At 68.4% G+C, this 15,207-nt stretch carries 16 protein-coding genes and 1 pseudogene; 3 read left to right on the top strand and 14 right to left on the bottom strand.

The genetic code is table 11. The features are described from left to right. Positions 1 to 286, bottom strand: a pseudogene (locus tag ACBJ32_RS59020) (hypothetical protein); the annotation flags it as partial. A gap of 1,034 nt (positions 287 to 1,320) precedes the next feature. On the opposite strand from ACBJ32_RS59020, the gene ACBJ32_RS59015 reads away from it, so the two are divergent. After that, entirely contained in the window at positions 1,321 to 2,457 is a 1,137-nt protein-coding gene (locus ACBJ32_RS59015) for a serine hydrolase domain-containing protein (protein WP_375134343.1), read from the top strand. Positions 2,458 to 2,735: 278 nt separating this feature from the next. On the opposite strand, the gene ACBJ32_RS59010 is transcribed toward ACBJ32_RS59015, so the two are convergent. The 9 genes from ACBJ32_RS59010 to ACBJ32_RS58970 all read right to left on the bottom strand — a co-directional run bounded on the left by ACBJ32_RS59010 (position 2,736) and on the right by ACBJ32_RS58970 (position 9,221). After that, a complete protein-coding gene (locus ACBJ32_RS59010) occupies positions 2,736 to 2,858 on the bottom strand; it encodes a hypothetical protein (RefSeq protein WP_375134342.1) in 123 nt (40 codons plus the stop codon). A gap of 23 nt (positions 2,859 to 2,881) precedes the next feature. Beyond that, positions 2,882 to 3,547, bottom strand: a complete 666-nt coding sequence (locus tag ACBJ32_RS59005; RefSeq protein WP_375134341.1) for a response regulator — start codon at positions 3,545 to 3,547, stop codon at positions 2,882 to 2,884. After that, positions 3,544 to 4,848, bottom strand: coding sequence for a sensor histidine kinase (locus ACBJ32_RS59000; RefSeq protein ID WP_375134340.1), 1,305 nt, complete (start codon positions 4,846 to 4,848; stop codon positions 3,544 to 3,546). The genes ACBJ32_RS59005 and ACBJ32_RS59000 overlap by 4 nt, the downstream gene beginning before the upstream one ends. A gap of 37 nt (positions 4,849 to 4,885) precedes the next feature. Next, positions 4,886 to 5,671 carry an ABC transporter permease gene (locus tag ACBJ32_RS58995; protein WP_375134339.1) on the bottom strand — a complete coding sequence of 262 codons (786 nt, stop codon included), beginning with the start codon at positions 5,669 to 5,671 and terminating at the stop codon, positions 4,886 to 4,888. 30 nt (positions 5,672 to 5,701) lie between these two features. Further along, positions 5,702 to 6,634 carry an ABC transporter ATP-binding protein gene (locus ACBJ32_RS58990; RefSeq protein WP_375134338.1) on the bottom strand — a complete coding sequence of 311 codons (933 nt, stop codon included), beginning with the start codon at positions 6,632 to 6,634 and terminating at the stop codon, positions 5,702 to 5,704. Between the two features lie 53 nt (positions 6,635 to 6,687). After that, complete coding sequence (locus tag ACBJ32_RS58985) at positions 6,688 to 7,443, bottom strand: hypothetical protein (protein ID WP_375134337.1); 756 nt, start codon at positions 7,441 to 7,443, stop codon at positions 6,688 to 6,690. Continuing rightward, on the bottom strand, positions 7,407 to 7,799 hold the full coding sequence (locus ACBJ32_RS58980; RefSeq protein WP_375134344.1) for a hypothetical protein: 393 nt from the start codon (positions 7,797 to 7,799) through the stop codon (positions 7,407 to 7,409). The genes ACBJ32_RS58985 and ACBJ32_RS58980 overlap by 37 nt, the downstream gene beginning before the upstream one ends. A gap of 204 nt (positions 7,800 to 8,003) precedes the next feature. After that, the gene (locus tag ACBJ32_RS58975; protein WP_375134335.1) at positions 8,004 to 8,621 is read right to left on the bottom strand and encodes a serine hydrolase domain-containing protein; all 618 of its coding nucleotides are present in this window, start codon (positions 8,619 to 8,621) and stop codon (positions 8,004 to 8,006) included. A gap of 75 nt (positions 8,622 to 8,696) precedes the next feature. Further along, a complete protein-coding gene (locus ACBJ32_RS58970; protein ID WP_375134334.1) occupies positions 8,697 to 9,221 on the bottom strand; it encodes a hypothetical protein in 525 nt (174 codons plus the stop codon). Positions 9,222 to 9,770: 549 nt separating this feature from the next. Between ACBJ32_RS58970 and ACBJ32_RS58965 the strand changes: the two genes are divergently transcribed. Beyond that, positions 9,771 to 10,373 (top strand): hypothetical protein, encoded by a 603-nt coding sequence (locus ACBJ32_RS58965; protein ID WP_375134333.1) that lies wholly within the window; start codon positions 9,771 to 9,773, stop codon positions 10,371 to 10,373. A gap of 28 nt (positions 10,374 to 10,401) precedes the next feature. On the opposite strand, the gene ACBJ32_RS58960 is transcribed toward ACBJ32_RS58965, so the two are convergent. The 4 genes from ACBJ32_RS58960 to ACBJ32_RS58945 form a co-directional block, all read right to left on the bottom strand. Then, complete coding sequence (locus ACBJ32_RS58960; RefSeq protein WP_375134332.1) at positions 10,402 to 10,665, bottom strand: hypothetical protein; 264 nt, start codon at positions 10,663 to 10,665, stop codon at positions 10,402 to 10,404. Positions 10,666 to 11,236: 571 nt separating this feature from the next. Continuing rightward, complete coding sequence (locus ACBJ32_RS58955; RefSeq protein ID WP_375134331.1) at positions 11,237 to 12,403, bottom strand: CU044_5270 family protein; 1,167 nt, start codon at positions 12,401 to 12,403, stop codon at positions 11,237 to 11,239. Continuing rightward, positions 12,400 to 13,005, bottom strand: a complete 606-nt coding sequence (locus ACBJ32_RS58950) for an RNA polymerase sigma factor (RefSeq protein WP_375134330.1) — start codon at positions 13,003 to 13,005, stop codon at positions 12,400 to 12,402. Before ACBJ32_RS58950 ends, ACBJ32_RS58955 begins: the two co-directional genes overlap by 4 nt. Positions 13,006 to 13,436: 431 nt before the next feature. After that, positions 13,437 to 13,874, bottom strand: a complete 438-nt coding sequence (locus tag ACBJ32_RS58945; protein ID WP_375134329.1) for a hypothetical protein — start codon at positions 13,872 to 13,874, stop codon at positions 13,437 to 13,439. 638 nt (positions 13,875 to 14,512) lie between these two features. Here ACBJ32_RS58945 and ACBJ32_RS58940 point away from each other — a divergent pair. Next, positions 14,513 to 14,905: a hypothetical protein gene (locus ACBJ32_RS58940; RefSeq protein ID WP_375134328.1), complete on the top strand. Its 393-nt coding sequence runs from the start codon at positions 14,513 to 14,515 to the stop codon at positions 14,903 to 14,905. Positions 14,906 to 15,207: the final 302 nt, after the last annotated feature.

Below are 15,207 nucleotides of genomic sequence, written 5' to 3'. Positions count from 1 at the left end.
CCCCGTTCTCGCCCCGGGGCTGCTTGCAGGTCTGGCCTGCGGGCAGGTAGTCCACCACCGACGTGATCCCGGCCTCGGCCAGCTCGGACTCCAGGCCCTCGGGGTCGACGAACGAGTTGATCTGCACGTCGACAGTGCCGTCCGAGCCCTTGGAGACCGCGTACGCCGCGCTGCCGGTCGCGCCGGTCACGCCGGTCAGCACCACCACGGCCGTGGCGGCCGCCGCCACCGCGGCGGCCAGTCCCACGATGCGCCGGGTGCGTCGTACGGGTGTCACAGTTGTCATTTGATCTTCTGCCCTTCTCGTCGTGATCTCGTCCTTGAGTGCACTCACCTCTACTTGGATCGGGCAACGAGAAGCGTTTCAGACGCTATTCGACGACACCTCAGATCGAGACCCTCAGCGGAGCATGGCACCTCCCTTACGTGGCTGACGTGACTGAACAACCCTTGGATACCTGTAAGGCATGTGCGCACCACCCCCACATGCCTTACATGACGCCTTATGGCGACCCCAGATAACTTCGGGACTCGTGCTGGTCGGGCGGGGGTGCGTAGGCATCACGCGGCGTCGGTGCGGGTGGCGAGCAGGTGGACGCGGGCGGCGCGGTGGTCGGCTCGGCCGTGACGGTCACGGGGGTAGCGGTCGCGGTTGGCGTGGCTGGGCGCGCCGGCGAGGATCAGGCGGCGTTGGCCGGGGATGAGGGCTCGTCCTTTGCGGGGGTTTGCCGCGGGTGCGCATCCATTCGTGCTCGGCGAGCCACCAGGCCCAGGCGGCACGTTCGATGGCGTAGGTGCGGTGGCGTCGTTCGCGGGTGCCGTCGGCGCCGATGCGTCGGGCGGCTCGGTTGAGGCGGTCGTGGAGGCGTTGAGCTGCGTCGAGTGTGGTCTGTGGGGTTCGGCTGGTGAGTCGGTGGCGGCGCAGCTGGTGGAGGTGGCGGCGGGTGGTGGCAGGCTTGTATCCCGGGGCCGGGGAACGCGGGGACAACCATTGGCGGTGAGATGGATCATGAGTCGGACGATCACCGCGACCTGCGGAAACACCGAAGATCGTGCTGTCGCGCCAGACTGTCCCACCGTGTTCGGGCCGGAAGCTGATTTGACCCTGTCGGCCGCGCGCCCCTCTGACCTGCTCGAACAGCCCATACCGCCAATGACTGTCCCGTTGTTCCTCGCCCCCGGTGTTGTACGGGAGTAGTGACCGGCACCGCCCGTTGGGCCGGGCCGGTGGGGCTTCGGTTCGCTTTACCGCTATGCAAACAGGGAGGAAACACCGGCCGGGCTAGAACTTGATCCGTTATCCACGGAGAGGGATCAGTCATGAGAAGTGTGTCGAGTGTGGGCCTGGTCGGATCGGTGTGCGCGGTGCTCGCGCTGGGCGTGGCGGCCCCGGCGGCCGCCACTGCCGCCGGGCAGCCCGTCAAGCTCGGAAGCGTTCAGCGGGCGATGGAGGCGCTGGCGAAGAACGACGGGGTGGTGGGCGCGATCGGCGAGGTGTACGTCGACGGCAAGCGGGTGGGACGGGGCTCGGCGGGCTCGCGCCTGCTTGACGGCAAGGGCGGAGGCATCCCCTCCAACGCCCGCTACCGCATCGGATCGCAGACCAAGCTGATGACCGCCACGGTGGTGCTGCAACTGGTCAAGGAGGGCAAGCTCGGGCTGGACGACAAGCTCAGCGACGTGCTGCCGGAGACGGCCCGGCAGGATCTGGTCGACCGGGCCGACGAGATCACCGTACGGCAGCTGATCCAGCACACCTCGGGCATCCCCGACTTCATCGCCAGCGGAAAGTTCGACGTCTACGACTTCACCACCGCATACAGCCTGACCGACCTGGTGAAGGCCGCGCGGAGCGTGCCGCGCCCGGTGGAGGTGGGACAGTACTTCTACTCCACCACCAACTACATCCTCCTCAGCATGATCATCGAAAAGGTGACAGGCCACGCCCGGGCCGCCGAGTTCGCCCGCCGCCTGTTCGTCCCCCTCGGGATGGACCACACCTACCTGGCCACCAAGGTCGGCGACGGCATCAAGGGGCCGCACGGGCACGGCTACGTCCCCGACTCGAAGGGGGAACCGCGCGATGTCGACCGGCTCAACGCCACCAGTTGGGGCGCTGAAGGGGCGATCTCGACCGCACACGACATCAGCGCCTTCCACCGCGCGTTCAACCAGGGCAAGCTGCTACCGGCGAACCTGCGGAGCGTCATCTCCCAACGGCCGGCGGCAGCCTCGCAGCAACAGCAGCAGCCGCCCGCCCTGTGTGGCGGCAAGCCGGAACTGCGGCCGGTCGCCGGCAGCGTCCCCGGGGCCTACACCGTGACCTTCAGCTCCCCCGACGGCCGTCTGCAGTTCGCCGTGTCCACCACGCTGAAGATCCCGAACCACGACGCCATGACCGCCGTGGGCCCGGACATCAACAAGGCGGCCGAGGCGGTGTTCTGCCCCGGCACCTAGGAACTCCCGCCTGAGTGGACCTTGCGCTCACAGGCGGGCCGCAGGAACCGTGCCACCAGGGTCGCGACGCCACCACGCCGATCGCGACCTACTGGCGCGCCCCTGGCCGATCGCCAGGAAGACGAACGCCAGCAGCGCCACCTGCAGCGTCATCGTGTTGTCGACCGCGCTCGTAGGCGGTCAGCACGCGCTGGGCGTGATTCCCGGCAGGAGAGGCTGAGCTTGACACCGATCAGAGCCGGCGACCCGCACCAGAAGCCGGCCTCGTCCCGGCGTTTTCACCGCGGCTTCGACCGGATCACCAGCGCGCTGGATCCGGAACGCACCGACCGGCGCGCCCGCTTGCCCAGCACGAGGCAGACCAGCATGCCGCTGCCTGAGACGATGACACTCACGAACATCGGGGGCTCGCTCGCCCTGCGGGTCACGATTGTTCGGGCGTTCGTGGGATGAGCAGCCTTCGGTTGAACGCCTCGGTGACGGCGCCCGCGCGCTCATTCACCCCGAGCTTGGCGTAGATGTTCAGCAGGTGCGACTTGATGGTGGCCTCGGTGATGAACAGCCGGGCGGCTGCCTCACGGTTGGTGCTCCCGGCCGCCACCAGTTCGAGTACCTCGAGTTCCCGCTGGCTGAGCAGTTGCGGCGCGGGTGTCCTGACTCGGTTCATCAGCCGGGCCGCGACCGAAGGGGACAGCACGCTCTGGCCCTTGGCGGCGGCCCTTGCACCTCGCAGCAGTTCCTCCCGGGGAGAATCCTTGAGAAGGTAGCCGGTCGCACCCGCCTCGATCGCCGGCAGGACGTGGGAATCGGTGTCGTAGGTCGTCAGAACAAGCACGCGCGCGCTGACGCCGAGCCTGGTCAGCTCGTTGATCGCGGTCAGCCCGTCCATGCCGGGCATGCGCAGGTCCATCAGGATCACGTCGGGCTGGAGCTCTTGGGCGAGCCGTACGGCGGCGGCGCCGTCCGCGGCCTCGGCCAGCACCTCGAATCCGGGCGCGGAGGCGAACATGCTGCTCAGCCCATCCCTGACGACGGGATGGTCGTCCGCGATCACCAACCGGATCGGGGCCTCGGCCGCGTGATCCGTCATGTGCGGCTCCCGGCCGGCAGGGCGGGGATGCGGGCCGAGATCCCGGTGCCGGCGCCGGGCTCGGACTCGATCTGCAAAGTGCCGGACAGTCCTTCGACGCGCTGACGCATGATGGTCAGGCCGAATCCGCCGCTGCGGGACGACGGCCGTGACCCGCCGTCCGTGGCCGCGCCGGCTTCGAGACCTGCAGGATCGAAGCCCTTTCCGTCGTCACGTACGTCCAACGCGACCTCGTGCTCCAGGTAGGACAGCGTCACCCCCGCCCTGGTCGCGTGCGCGTGCTTGGCCACGTTGGCCAAGGCCTCCTGGGCCGTGCGCAGCAGCGCGAACTCGGCCTCCGGTGTCATAGGCCGCGCCGTGCCGGTCGTCGTGACGTGAACGGCGAGCCCGTGCAGCTTCGACCAGCGGTCGGCGACGTCGGCGAGTGCGCCGCTCAGGCGCGCGCCGTCCAGCGGCTCGGGCCGCAGCGCGTCGACCGAGCGCCGGGCCTCTGACAGGGTCTCCCCGGCCAGCTTCTTGATGGCGTCGAAGGGCCGGCGCCACGGTGCCGGGACCTCGTGCATCTGCTCGGCCGCCTGGAGTTGCGCGATGATCCCGGTCAGGCCCTGTGCCAAGGTGTCGTGAATCTCGCGGGCCATCCGCTGACGCTCGTCGAGCACGCCCGCCTCCCTGGCCTGGGTGAGCAGCTGGGCGTGCAGGCCGGCGTTCTCGGCGAGTGTCGCCTCCAGCAGCCGATTCGTCCGGCTCAGCTCCGCGAGGGCCTGCTCTCGCTGCTCTTTCTCCCGCTCGGCGAGCCGGAGCACCCAGGCGGTGCCGCTCATGAGGACGACGTTGGCGACGATGACGGCTCCGTACAGTGTCAGGCCGAGCCCGGTCGTGCTGTCCACGCTGGAAGCCTGGGCGGCACCGGCCACCACCGCCACGGCGGCCACGCCCGGCAGCCGCCATGGCCAGCCCAGGACGGTGAAGGCGTAGATGTAGGGGGCGGGGGTGAACAGCCCGAACGCGGGATCGCGTGCCACCAGAATCGCGGTGATCGTTAGGAGCCCGGTGAAGAACACCCCCATGATCCGTGGCCGCTGCCGCCCGGCGGGGCGCAGGGTGAACATGCCGAGCATCCATGTCGCGGCCAAGGCGCACAGGCCGAGATCGATGAGCAGGGAGTCGCCGACCGACGGCCCCTCGATCACCTTGAAGACGACAAGGGCGGCCAGCAAGGTGTACGGCACCGCGGTGGCCAGGAGGAACGGCCGCTTCTCCCACACCGCGGCCCAGTGCTCCGGCCGCCACCGCCTGCTCAAGATTCTCCTCCTCCGCGCCGAGTCCATTCTCCGCGCTCTATTCCCAGCGGAACCAGTGGACCGCGATGAGCGCGCACCCGGCCGCGTAGGCCGCCAGAGTAAGCAGCGGGAGGGCGGACGGGAACTGCCCCAGGTACGCCTCCTGGAAGGCCCGCATGCCCGCGCCGAGCGGGGTGTAATGGCTGATGTTCTGCAGCACCGCGGGCATCTGAGTGATCGGCACCCAGAGGCCGGCGAAGAACATCATCGGAAAAAACAACACCGTGCCGATCGCCGAGGCCGAGCTGCGTCCGGGCGCCAGCGCGGTGATCAGCAGGCCCATCGAGAGCAGCGCGGCGGACGCCAGCAGCCAGGCGACGGCGAAGCCGAAGAGGTTCTGCGGCAGGTCCACACCGAAACCGAGCCCGGCCACCACGAGGAACAGGACCATCGCGACGACCGCGATCGTCAAGTTGGCCACGAGCTGGGCGGCCAGCAGGCGGGCCGGGCCGACCGGCGTGGTCTGCATGCGCCGGAGCACGCCGTTCTCCCGGTAGCCCGCCAGCGTGGCCGGCAGGGCGGTCATGGCCAGGATCGCCACGTTGAACAGGATCAGTACAGGCACGTAGAGGTCGAAGTTCGTCAAGCCGCCGTTGGCCTTCTGAGGTTCTCGCAAGGCGGGGATGCTGCCCAGGATGATCAACACAATCAGCGGGCAGCCGACGCCCCAGATCGGTGCGACCTTGTCGCGGACGCACAGCTTGCTCTCGGCTTTGATGAGCCTCCATGTCGCCGAACCGCGCTTGGCGGTGACCGGAGGGGCGGCAGTGTTCAGGGCTGACACGATTACGGTTTCCTCTCGCTGTATCGGGAGCTACTTCGGGTCGGCGTCCGCGACGGCGCCGAGGCGTTTGCCGGTGAGCTCGACGAACGCGTCCTCCAAACTCGCCTGCTCGACGCGTAGCCGTTCGGCCACGATCTGGTTGCGCGCCAGGACGGTGGTGACGGCGTTGAGCGCGTTGTCGTTACCGCCCACGATGACCAGCTCACCCTGGCGGGTGACGCTGGAGACGTCGGGCAGGCTCGCCAGCAGGCGATCGTCCAGCGGCCGGGACGGACGGAACTGGATCCGCTGCTCGATGCGCGCCCGTTCGGTGAGGCCTGCCGGGGTGTCCACCGTGACGACCCGGCCGGCGTCGATCAGCGCCAGCCGGTCACACAGCCGCTCGGCCTCCTCCATGAAGTGAGTGACCAGCACGATCGTCACCCCGCGCGAGCGCACGCCCTCGATCAGTTCCCAGGTGTCGCGACGAGCCTGCGGGTCGAGACCGGTGGTGAGCTCGTCGAGGATCGCCACCCGAGGACTGCCCACGAGCGCCAGCGCGATCGACAGCCGCTGCTTCTGGCCGCCGGACAGCTTGGCGTACCTGGTCTTCGCCTTGTCCGCCAGGCCCAGGCCGTGCATCAGCGCGCGCCAGTCGGCCGGGCCGGGATAGAAGGAGCTGTACAGCTCCAGCGCCTCGGCGACCTGCAGCCGCTCCGGGAGCTGGCCGGCCTGCAACTGGACGCCGAGCCGCCGGGTCAGCTCGGCGCGGTCACGGCGGGGATCGAACCCGAGCACCTTGATCGCGCCCCGATCCGGTGTGCGAAGGCCCTCGATGCATTCCACGGTCGTCGTCTTGCCGGCGCCGTTCGGGCCGAGGATCCCGAAGATCTCGCCCTCCTGAACGGTGAGCGAGACATCCTCGACCGCGACCTTGTCGTCATAGCGCTTGTGGAGGTTGCGTACCTCGATCACTGGTGGCATGCGTGCGTCCTTTCCGGGGCATTGCCCAACGGTGTTTGACTGCGTCCAGCCTGCTACGACCGGCACTTCCGCCAACACCGGCCAGTGGACGGGATTCGGCTCCCGAACGGTGGGGCCGCCGGGTCAACCGACAGGTCGGGCCGATCCACCGATCGGTGGATCGACACCCGGACAAAGGGAACACGGAGACCGGCGAGACCACCGGTCGCTCCGCAGACGCGGCGCAGGCTGGGAGTCTTCCTGAGCAGGAGAGGATGATCCCGGGGCAGTATCGCTTGGGGCCGTTCCGGGTGGGTGGTCAACTCCCAGATGGCGCCCTCCACCGGCAGCGGGCGGTCGGCGGGCTCGCCGCCGGACAGGGGCGCATGCCGTACCCGATGGACGCCACCGTCGAGATCGCGCACCAGCAGCCGGTCGCCGACGACCCGCACCGCCTCCACCACGCGCTCACCCGCGGGCACGACCACCCGGGCTCGAGACAGATCCGGTACGGCAAACGGAACGGCCAGCACCTGGGAGCGGGGCGCGTCCCGATGGGAGACCAGAAAGAGGGTGTCGTGGCTGATGACGAAGGCGGACACACCGTCCGCCACGCCCGCTACCTTCCGCCACGGGCAGGTGGCCGGATCGGCGAGCGCGACTCGTGGCGCCACGTACAGCGAGCAATCGCTCAACTGCTCGCTGATCCAGGGGCCGAGTGCGCCGCAGGAGACGATCGCCAGCATCCACTCACCGCGCGGCGGCACCACAAGGAAGGGCCGATCCTGCGGTGTCAGCTCGACATGGGGGTTGAGCCAGCGCGCCAGCACCACCTCATCCCGCGCCGGGTCGGTGCCCAGCCGGTGCAGGAAGGCAAGGCGCGTCGTGGGCGGGGTCGTCTCCAGGGTGGCACCGGAGTCGACGTCAAAACCTGGATCGTGCTCTCCTCCGACCCGGACGGGAAGACGGCGCAGGCGATGTGGCGGCCGTCGGGAGAGGGCACGTACCAGGCGATGGCATGGTGCGCCTCGCCGGGCACGGTGTCCGGGTCGAACAGGACCCTGCTCGCTCCCTCGGGCTCACGCACCATCAGCACGAGTACGCTGGCGTCCGGTTCACGCGCCAGGTAGAAGACCCTGTCGCCCGCCGGCGTGAAGTCTGAGTACTGCGGGAGCGCGCCGCCCAGCTCGCGGATCCGGGTCGGCAGCTCCGGGGGCGAGGAACAACGGGACAGTCATTGGCGGTATGGGCTGTTCGAGCAGGTCAGAGGGGCGCGCGGCCGACAGGGTCAAATCAGCGTTCCGGCCCGAACACGGTGGGACAGTCTGGCGCGACAGCACGATCTTCGGTGTTTCCGCAGGTCGCGGTGATCGTCCGACTCAGATCCATCTCACCGCCAATGGCTGTCCCCGCGTTCCCCGACCCCGGTGTCCCGCATCCCGTACGGCTTGAGGATCAGCTCCTGGCTCGCCTGGCGGAAGTCCTTGCCGCTCACGTTGGTCACGATCATGCCGAGGACCAGGTAGTTGGCGTTGGCGAAGGAGCCGCGCGGCGTCGGCTTGCGCGTCAATACCACCCGAAGGAAGTCCGGGAAGGGTTCCTTCCACTCGACCGCGTCGAGGAACTCGGGCAGGCCGCTGGTCTGCTGCAGCAGCATCCGGACGGTGATCTCCCGGCCGTCGATCGCGGCGCCGTCGCCGGTGCCGCGCAGCACCCCGGGCAGGTAACGCTCCACCCTGGCAGCCAGGTCGATCTTCTTCTGATCGGCCAGCCGCAACACGGGGGCGGCTATGATCGGCTTGCTCGCGCTGGCGATCCTGAACCGGCCCTCAGGCCCGGTCATCGGCTTCCCGCTTCCCCGCTGGGCGGTACCGGAGCGCCGGGTCACGTTCGCCCCGTTCGGACCGCGCACCTGGCTCAACGCGCCCGCCATGCCGTCCGCGGTGGTGAGCAGGTCAAGGCGGGACTGCGGTGAGGGAACCGCGGTGGCGGCGTAGGCGGGAATCACAGGGGCGAGGACCAGGCAACCGGCGGCCTTCGGGTACTGACAGCGCCCTGCTGGGGAGGTTATGCATCGTGGGGTTCAGGGCCCGTCAGTCCAGATGTACCAAGGACCCTTGAAGTGCTCGTACCAGACCTCGTCGGGGCCCGGTGCTCGATCGGGGATGTAGGCGAAGCCGTAGCTCTTCCATCCCCATGTGAGCGAGGTGACCATGAACTGCGCTCCTCCCGGGATTTTCTCCGTGTAGCCCACCTGATACAGGCCCCGCCACCGATCACGGCCATCGTCGTCGTCGCGCACCGACCGGGCGTAGCGCTCCAGGCTCGATTCCGACAAGGCGAAGCGCATGTGCAGGGGCGCGTCGACCGTGACCAGCAGCACGGTGCCCAGCACCAGCGCGAGTGGGACGAACATCCAGGGCGCACGCCCCCGCGCGCCTTCACCCAACAGTGCGGACCAGGTGATGGCGAGCGCCAGCCAGTACAGCGCCAGCAGCAATGCCCAGTAGGACAGGCCGGGGGTGCTCACCTCAAAGAGCGTCAGGAGCGAGGCGAGTCCGATGGCGCCGGTGAAAAGCAGGGCGAGGGGTTTGCGAGCGAGGCGCATGGGGCGATCTTGCCCTATATCGGGCGCAAGCACATCGGTCCCACCGACAATGCCCTTGGGCAAGTTCCGGGCCTCACCACTGCTGGGGGCCACACCTGGAGTGTCCGCGCGGGCTGCAGTTCGGGCCATTGACCGATGCCGGCATCATTCTCTGGGTGCCCAGGGCAGATCGAGTCGACCATCAAGACGAGTTCGCCTCCAACTGCGAAGCTCAGCTGATTGCGGGCGTTGACGTTCCACCAGGCGCTATAGACCTGGGCTCCCTTGCTGAGCCGCTGCAGTACGGCCGAGGTTGCTCCGAGGTAGTCGCCCTCCACGAGCATGGCGGCGGGTGCGCACCAATCAACGAACACGGGGAAGTCGATGTCGTAAGGAAGCCTGACGGCGTCGGGCAGTGACGGCTCATAGAGCTGGTGTGGTGAGTCTCCGCTGAGAGCGGGACCAGAATAGGGTGTAGCTCTTTCTCAGTGAGCGCCTGAGCTGGGCTTTTGTGGTCGTGACTGTTTAGTCCGGGAACCGCCTTCTACTGTGAGTGCAGACGGTGAGGCGGTGGTGACGGTGGGCTCGTTGCTGGAGGAGCTGGCACGGCGTGAGGCTGTGGCCCGGCAGCGGATCGAGGAGATCCGCGAGCAGATCGCCGCTTTGGAGTCACGGCTGGAGGGTGAGCACGATCGGTTGTCACGGCTGGTGATCATGCGGGAGACAGTGGAGGAGATCCTAGGCGAGGCGGCCGAGCTGGTCAGTGAGCCCATGGAAACGGCCGAACTCGCAGGCGAGGGCATCGGCGCGGTCGGCGCGGTTCCGGTACGGCCGCCGGTGCTCGGTGTGGTGACGGTGCCGCCGTGGCGGCCGGGCATGAAGGCGGCGATGCTGCCGCGCGCGTACCGGGACGCGGTGGAGATCATGGTCGATGCTGGCCGGGCGATGCGGGCCGGGCAGATCGCGGTGGCGATGGGGCTGCCGGATGAGGCCGCCAAGCGGGAAGGACTACGCTCGAAGCTGAAGCGGCTGGTGGAACGCGGCTGGGCACGGGAAGAAGGGCCGGGGTTGTTCATGGTGACCGAGCCGGTGGCGCGTGAGGTCTCCGGGCAGGGCGACGGAGGGTCACGAGACGGCATCGCGTCGTCATCTGCTTCGTCACCGGGCGGGTGATTGCGGCAGGGCTCTTCCGCCGTCAGGTTCAAAGGTGCCAACCACATGTCCCCGGCGAGAGAAGAGCCCTATGCAGGCACCGTACGACACCGGCCTGGCCGCTGACGTCTTTGCGGAGGCGAAGAACACCTTCAACTGGCTCATCGGACAGCTCACCGACGCGGCGTCCGGCATGCTGACCCATGACCGACTGGAAGAGACGATCATCGAGCAGGGCCGTGAGCTGCAACGCCAGCTGCTGCAAGCACACCTTGATCTGCGGGCGCTGCGCGAGCAGCAGCAGACGCATCACGCCCGCCAGGACACGGACGCAGGGGCATCCGCACAGGTGGTGGGGTCTGACGGCGTGCCGCGGCCACGGCTGGAGACAGGGCATCACCGCCTGCTGGCCACGGTGGTCGGGACGGTGACCGTCACCCGGTGCGCCTGGCGCGCCCCAGGGGTGCGCAACCTCTATCCGGCCGACTCCGCCCTGTCGCTGCCGGTGGTGCGGCACTCGGCAGGGCTGGCCAAGCTCGCGGTCATCGAGACGGTGCGCGGCTCGTTCGACGCGGCCCACGCGGCCCTCGTCGCGCGCTGCGGCAACGTGATCGGCAAACGGCAGATCGAGCAGGCGATCGTGCAGGCCGCGGTCGATGTCGACGCCTTCTACGCCGCGCGGACGCCGCTGCCGTGCACCGCCTGCACGGTGCTGGCGATCAGCGTGGTGTCCGCCGACACCGTTGCCGACATGCTGCGGGGCGAAGGGTTCATGCAGGCCACGCCAAGACGCTGGAAGCTGGTTGGAGCACCAACGGATCTTGAACGCCTTCGCTTCACGCCCGCAGTCAAACAGCCGATCTCCAACCCTTGGAAGCAACCATCTAGCCGGGCAGCGTGGGCTTGGTGTCGGTCCAGCCCGAGTCCACGATCAGCCAGTAGTGCACAACCCTGCCGGGCACTTGCCAGGACTGGCTGTCAGGGCCGCGTTCCTGGAGGATGTCCCTGCTGCCCAGAACCTGGCCGGTCCGCTGGTCGAAGATCAGGTCGCGTTGGAGCGTACCCCTGCCGTCACGGCTCTCGTACGAGGCCGCGAGGGCGACGCCGGGGCGGCCGAGGGGGTCGGTAACGGCGCCGAGTCGGCGTACACCGGGGTAGTCGGTGAGCAGACGCATGAGGCCGGCCCGCACTTTGGGAGGGACCGGGGTGCTGCTGAGAGCGAAGAAGACTTTGTCGAGCACGCCGGATGCGCCGTCGCAGCGCTTGCGCGCCGCGGTGACGCCGCCGCGGCGCAGTTGCCCGGCCACTTCCGGCGTGAGCCTGACTCTGCCCTCGCACAGCAGTTTGCGTAGTTTCTCTGGTTCGGCGGGGAGATTCTGGAGCTCCGCGTAGGTGAACGAGCCGACGCCTGGAATGTTGAAGGCGCCGCCTGAAGACTTGTTCTGATCCGCGTCCCATGTGCCGGACGTGGTGCTGAGCGTCCGCGTTACTCCCGACGAGCGCACCTGCCAGCTTCGAGGTGAGCCCGCATCCCGCCAGGCCTTGACGTCGGCGTCGGTCTGGGGTTTGCCGGCGAGGTCGCGGCCGTAGAACGCCTGGCCGTCGCCGCGGGTGCGCCCCGTCCACTGGAAGGTGTCGATGCGTTCTTCCACGACGTACCCGCCCGTCCGGCCGAGGGCGAGCAACGGTAGGCCGGTCCGCTGGTGCGTGAACCAGTAGCGGCCCTGTGGCTGCTGTTCGGCCTGAGAGGCGGCGGCCAGCATCATGCCGCGTGGAGTGAGGGCCTGAGGAGCAGGGTCCGCGCCCTTGTTCGCCTCTGCGGGCTTCTGCGGTGCTGCGGGGTCGTGGTCGATGAGCGCCATGCCCGCGACCACGAACGCGACCATCGTGGCGGCCACCAGGCCGAGCGGCAGGCGCCAAGCGCGGAGAGGGCGGCGGCGTACGGTCCGGGTCTGGTCCAGCATCTGCGCCCGGGCCTGGGCCATCGCCTGGCGCGTGGGCGGGGGCGGATCATCGTCATACAATCCGCGTACGAGATCCAGGTCGTTCATCGATGCATGTCCTCCTCGTCGAGCAGGGGATTGGCCCCGCCCAGCGCCTTGCGTAGTTTCTTGCGAGCCCGGTTCAGCCGTGAGGAGACCGTGCCGAAGGGCACGTCCAGAGCCTGCGCCGCCTCTTCGTAGCTGAGCCCCGACAGCGCCACCAGCAGCAGCACGTCCCGTTGATCGGCGGGGAGAGCGGCGATGGCCTTGGCCAGCGCCCCTCTGAGCCTTTCGGAACTCACTTTCGCGGTCACGGCGTCCTCATGACCCCCAGCGGACTCCGGTACCGGGCGGAGCCGGTTCACCGCGCGCAAGAGGCGGACCTCATCGCGCCGGTGGCGGCTGATGACGTTGGTCGCGATGCCGTAGAGCCACGGTCGGGCACTGCTGCGGCTCAGGTCGTAGCGATGACGTTGACGGAAGGCGAGAGCGAAGGTCTCGGCGCAGATGTCGTCGGCCGCGTGCGGGCCGAGCCGCTGGGTGGCGTAGCGGTGGATCTCGCTGTAGTGGGCGTCGAAGACGGCGCCGAAACAGTCGGGCTCGTCCCAGGACCGCTTGATCACCGTGGCGTCGTCCGGCCACGGCGGTACGACGCTCTGGGGAGCTGCCATGTCTGGCTCCTTCATACACAACCTTGTCGTCGGCGGTACAGCGGTCATCCCTTGTTGTCCGAAGGCCGATATCGCCTTCCCCTTGAATGCCGGGACGCCTCAGCGGATGCATGAGGCAGGCGCGGCGACAGCGGTGAGGGCTCCCTTTCGACGCACGCGAGCCGCTGCCACGATTCCGCCCTTTCGTGCTCGATGACGTGCGAGGGCGGCCACCCAGAAGCAGAGCCCGAGACGTGCCCTCCGTGCTCGCCGCGCCGCGATCCGGTGCTTCTACAACCGGGTCGTACACCGGACACATCCGGCAGGTGGCACCGGGCGCACATCGCTCCAGCCCACCTTCCTCACGATCTCGGCGTGATGGTGGACACCGTCAGGAGCCGGCCATTGGCTCCCGAGCACGTGGCCGGTCTTACGATCGATCACGATCTGCCCTACGCCCGCCCTGCCCCGCCTTCTCTTCGAGAGCCAGCCCGTCGAGACCGGACGTCCTCGAAAATGTCGTCGACCACCGTGGTACCCGGCTCCTTGGCGAGGAGCAGGTAGGCGGCAACGCTGGTGCCGGGCGTCGCCGGTGAGGTGATGAGCCGCGAGGCGGCCTCCTTGAGCCAGCGCTCGCGCTCGGCGTCCACCTGAGGGCGGTAGCTTTCCAGCAGCCGGCCTTGAGCGCCGCCGGCTCCTTGGGGGAGGCTCCGCAGCACCGTCAGCGTCGGCTTCAGCCCATCGGCGGACGCCACCTCCACCTCCAGATCCGTTGAGGAGCATGCGGGCATGTTCTTGTCGCACCCCCGCGCAGGGCACAGCTTGGGGGAGCCGTCCCGTCGCCGCGCTTTCAGGTCCTCGGCCGTATACGGCTTCGAAGCGAAGCCCACCTGACCATCGCGATCACGCTCATGGCCAGGCGGCCGACCAGGAAAAGGCCACCAGCGTGGACCCGAAGGCCAGCGGCTGCTCCGCAGGCCGCCTGAAGAGGCGCCGAACGCCGCGTCGGCGTCCTGGACAGCGGCTTTCCCCGTCGCCCTGAACTCCGGAGCCGGCTCCGGCGCGGGTGGAGGCCACTGGTGGCAGCGCCTGGCAAGAGCGGTCTACCGTGGGCTGTGAGCGTCCCCTGGCCATCCGGGCCGCGCCCTGACCGGGTGAGGCGATGATGTGGACCACCTCCCGACGCTGATCCATGCGCCGCCGCGTACGCGACCACATGGTAGACCATCTGGCGGGCGCAAGGGAGCTGCCCCCGCAGTGCCTCTCAGGCGGGGGCGGTTAAGGCAGCAGTGGGGCTCACCGGCATCCACGGGACTGGAACAGCCAAAGCGGCACCCGCGAGTAACAAGAAGCCATGGCCCACGAAAACGTCGGCACCGCCCGATGGCTGGCCGGTGGGGCTTCGGTCACTTCCTGATATGCAAACAGAAAGGAAACACCGGTCGGGCTAGCGTGCGCCAGTGATGTTCATGTTCTAGCACAAGCGATCGAAAGGATGGGCGTGCACACACGTAAGCTGGCAGCTCTCATGACTGGCACGGCCCTTACTGCCTCCGTCACGCTGATGGCGGGGGCCGCCCCAGCCGGCGCGGCAGGCCCGTGCGGCAGCAGCTACTCCCGGGTCGGCGTCTACTCCATTTCTAGGGACGGGACCCGTACGGGCACGCTGGAGGTGTACTACAGCTCCAGCACCGGGAAGAACTGCGCCCTGACCTACGGCTACGGCTCCTACGCCAACACCACCAGCTGGAAGGGGGTCGTGATCTCCCGAGGCGATGGCAGCGGGGAGTCCTATGACGCCGGAAACTACAAGTACTACGCCGGTCCGGTGTACGTCTCAGCACCCGGCCAGTGCATTGATGTAGAGGGAATCTCGCCGGAATGGACGAGCGTCAAGCTCAACAACGTGCACTGCGGCTGAACCACATGCACGCCTGACCCAGAGCACGAAGAGGCCCGCCGCGCAGGACTCGCGACGGGCCTCTCGCCTTTCAGGGTTCGGGTCCACCTGGCTCATCGACCGCCTCGGCGCACCTGATCACTATGGGATCAAACACCCTCTCATCGAGGACCTGTGGCCAGCCGAGATCGCCTAATATTACAACAACACTTCGTTGTTCTTGAGCCAGCGCCGCCAGTAATGGCTGCTGCGTGCGCGGGTCTGGGACATGCGTCGGCGCTCGGACCAGGCCAATGCGTGGGCGAGCGGTCGGGTGGTCAGGT

Source organism: Nonomuraea sp. GTA35, assembly GCF_041950525.1.
Lineage (GTDB): Bacteria > Actinomycetota > Actinomycetes > Streptosporangiales > Streptosporangiaceae > Nonomuraea.
This window is presented reverse-complemented; position numbering and strand designations above follow the sequence as displayed.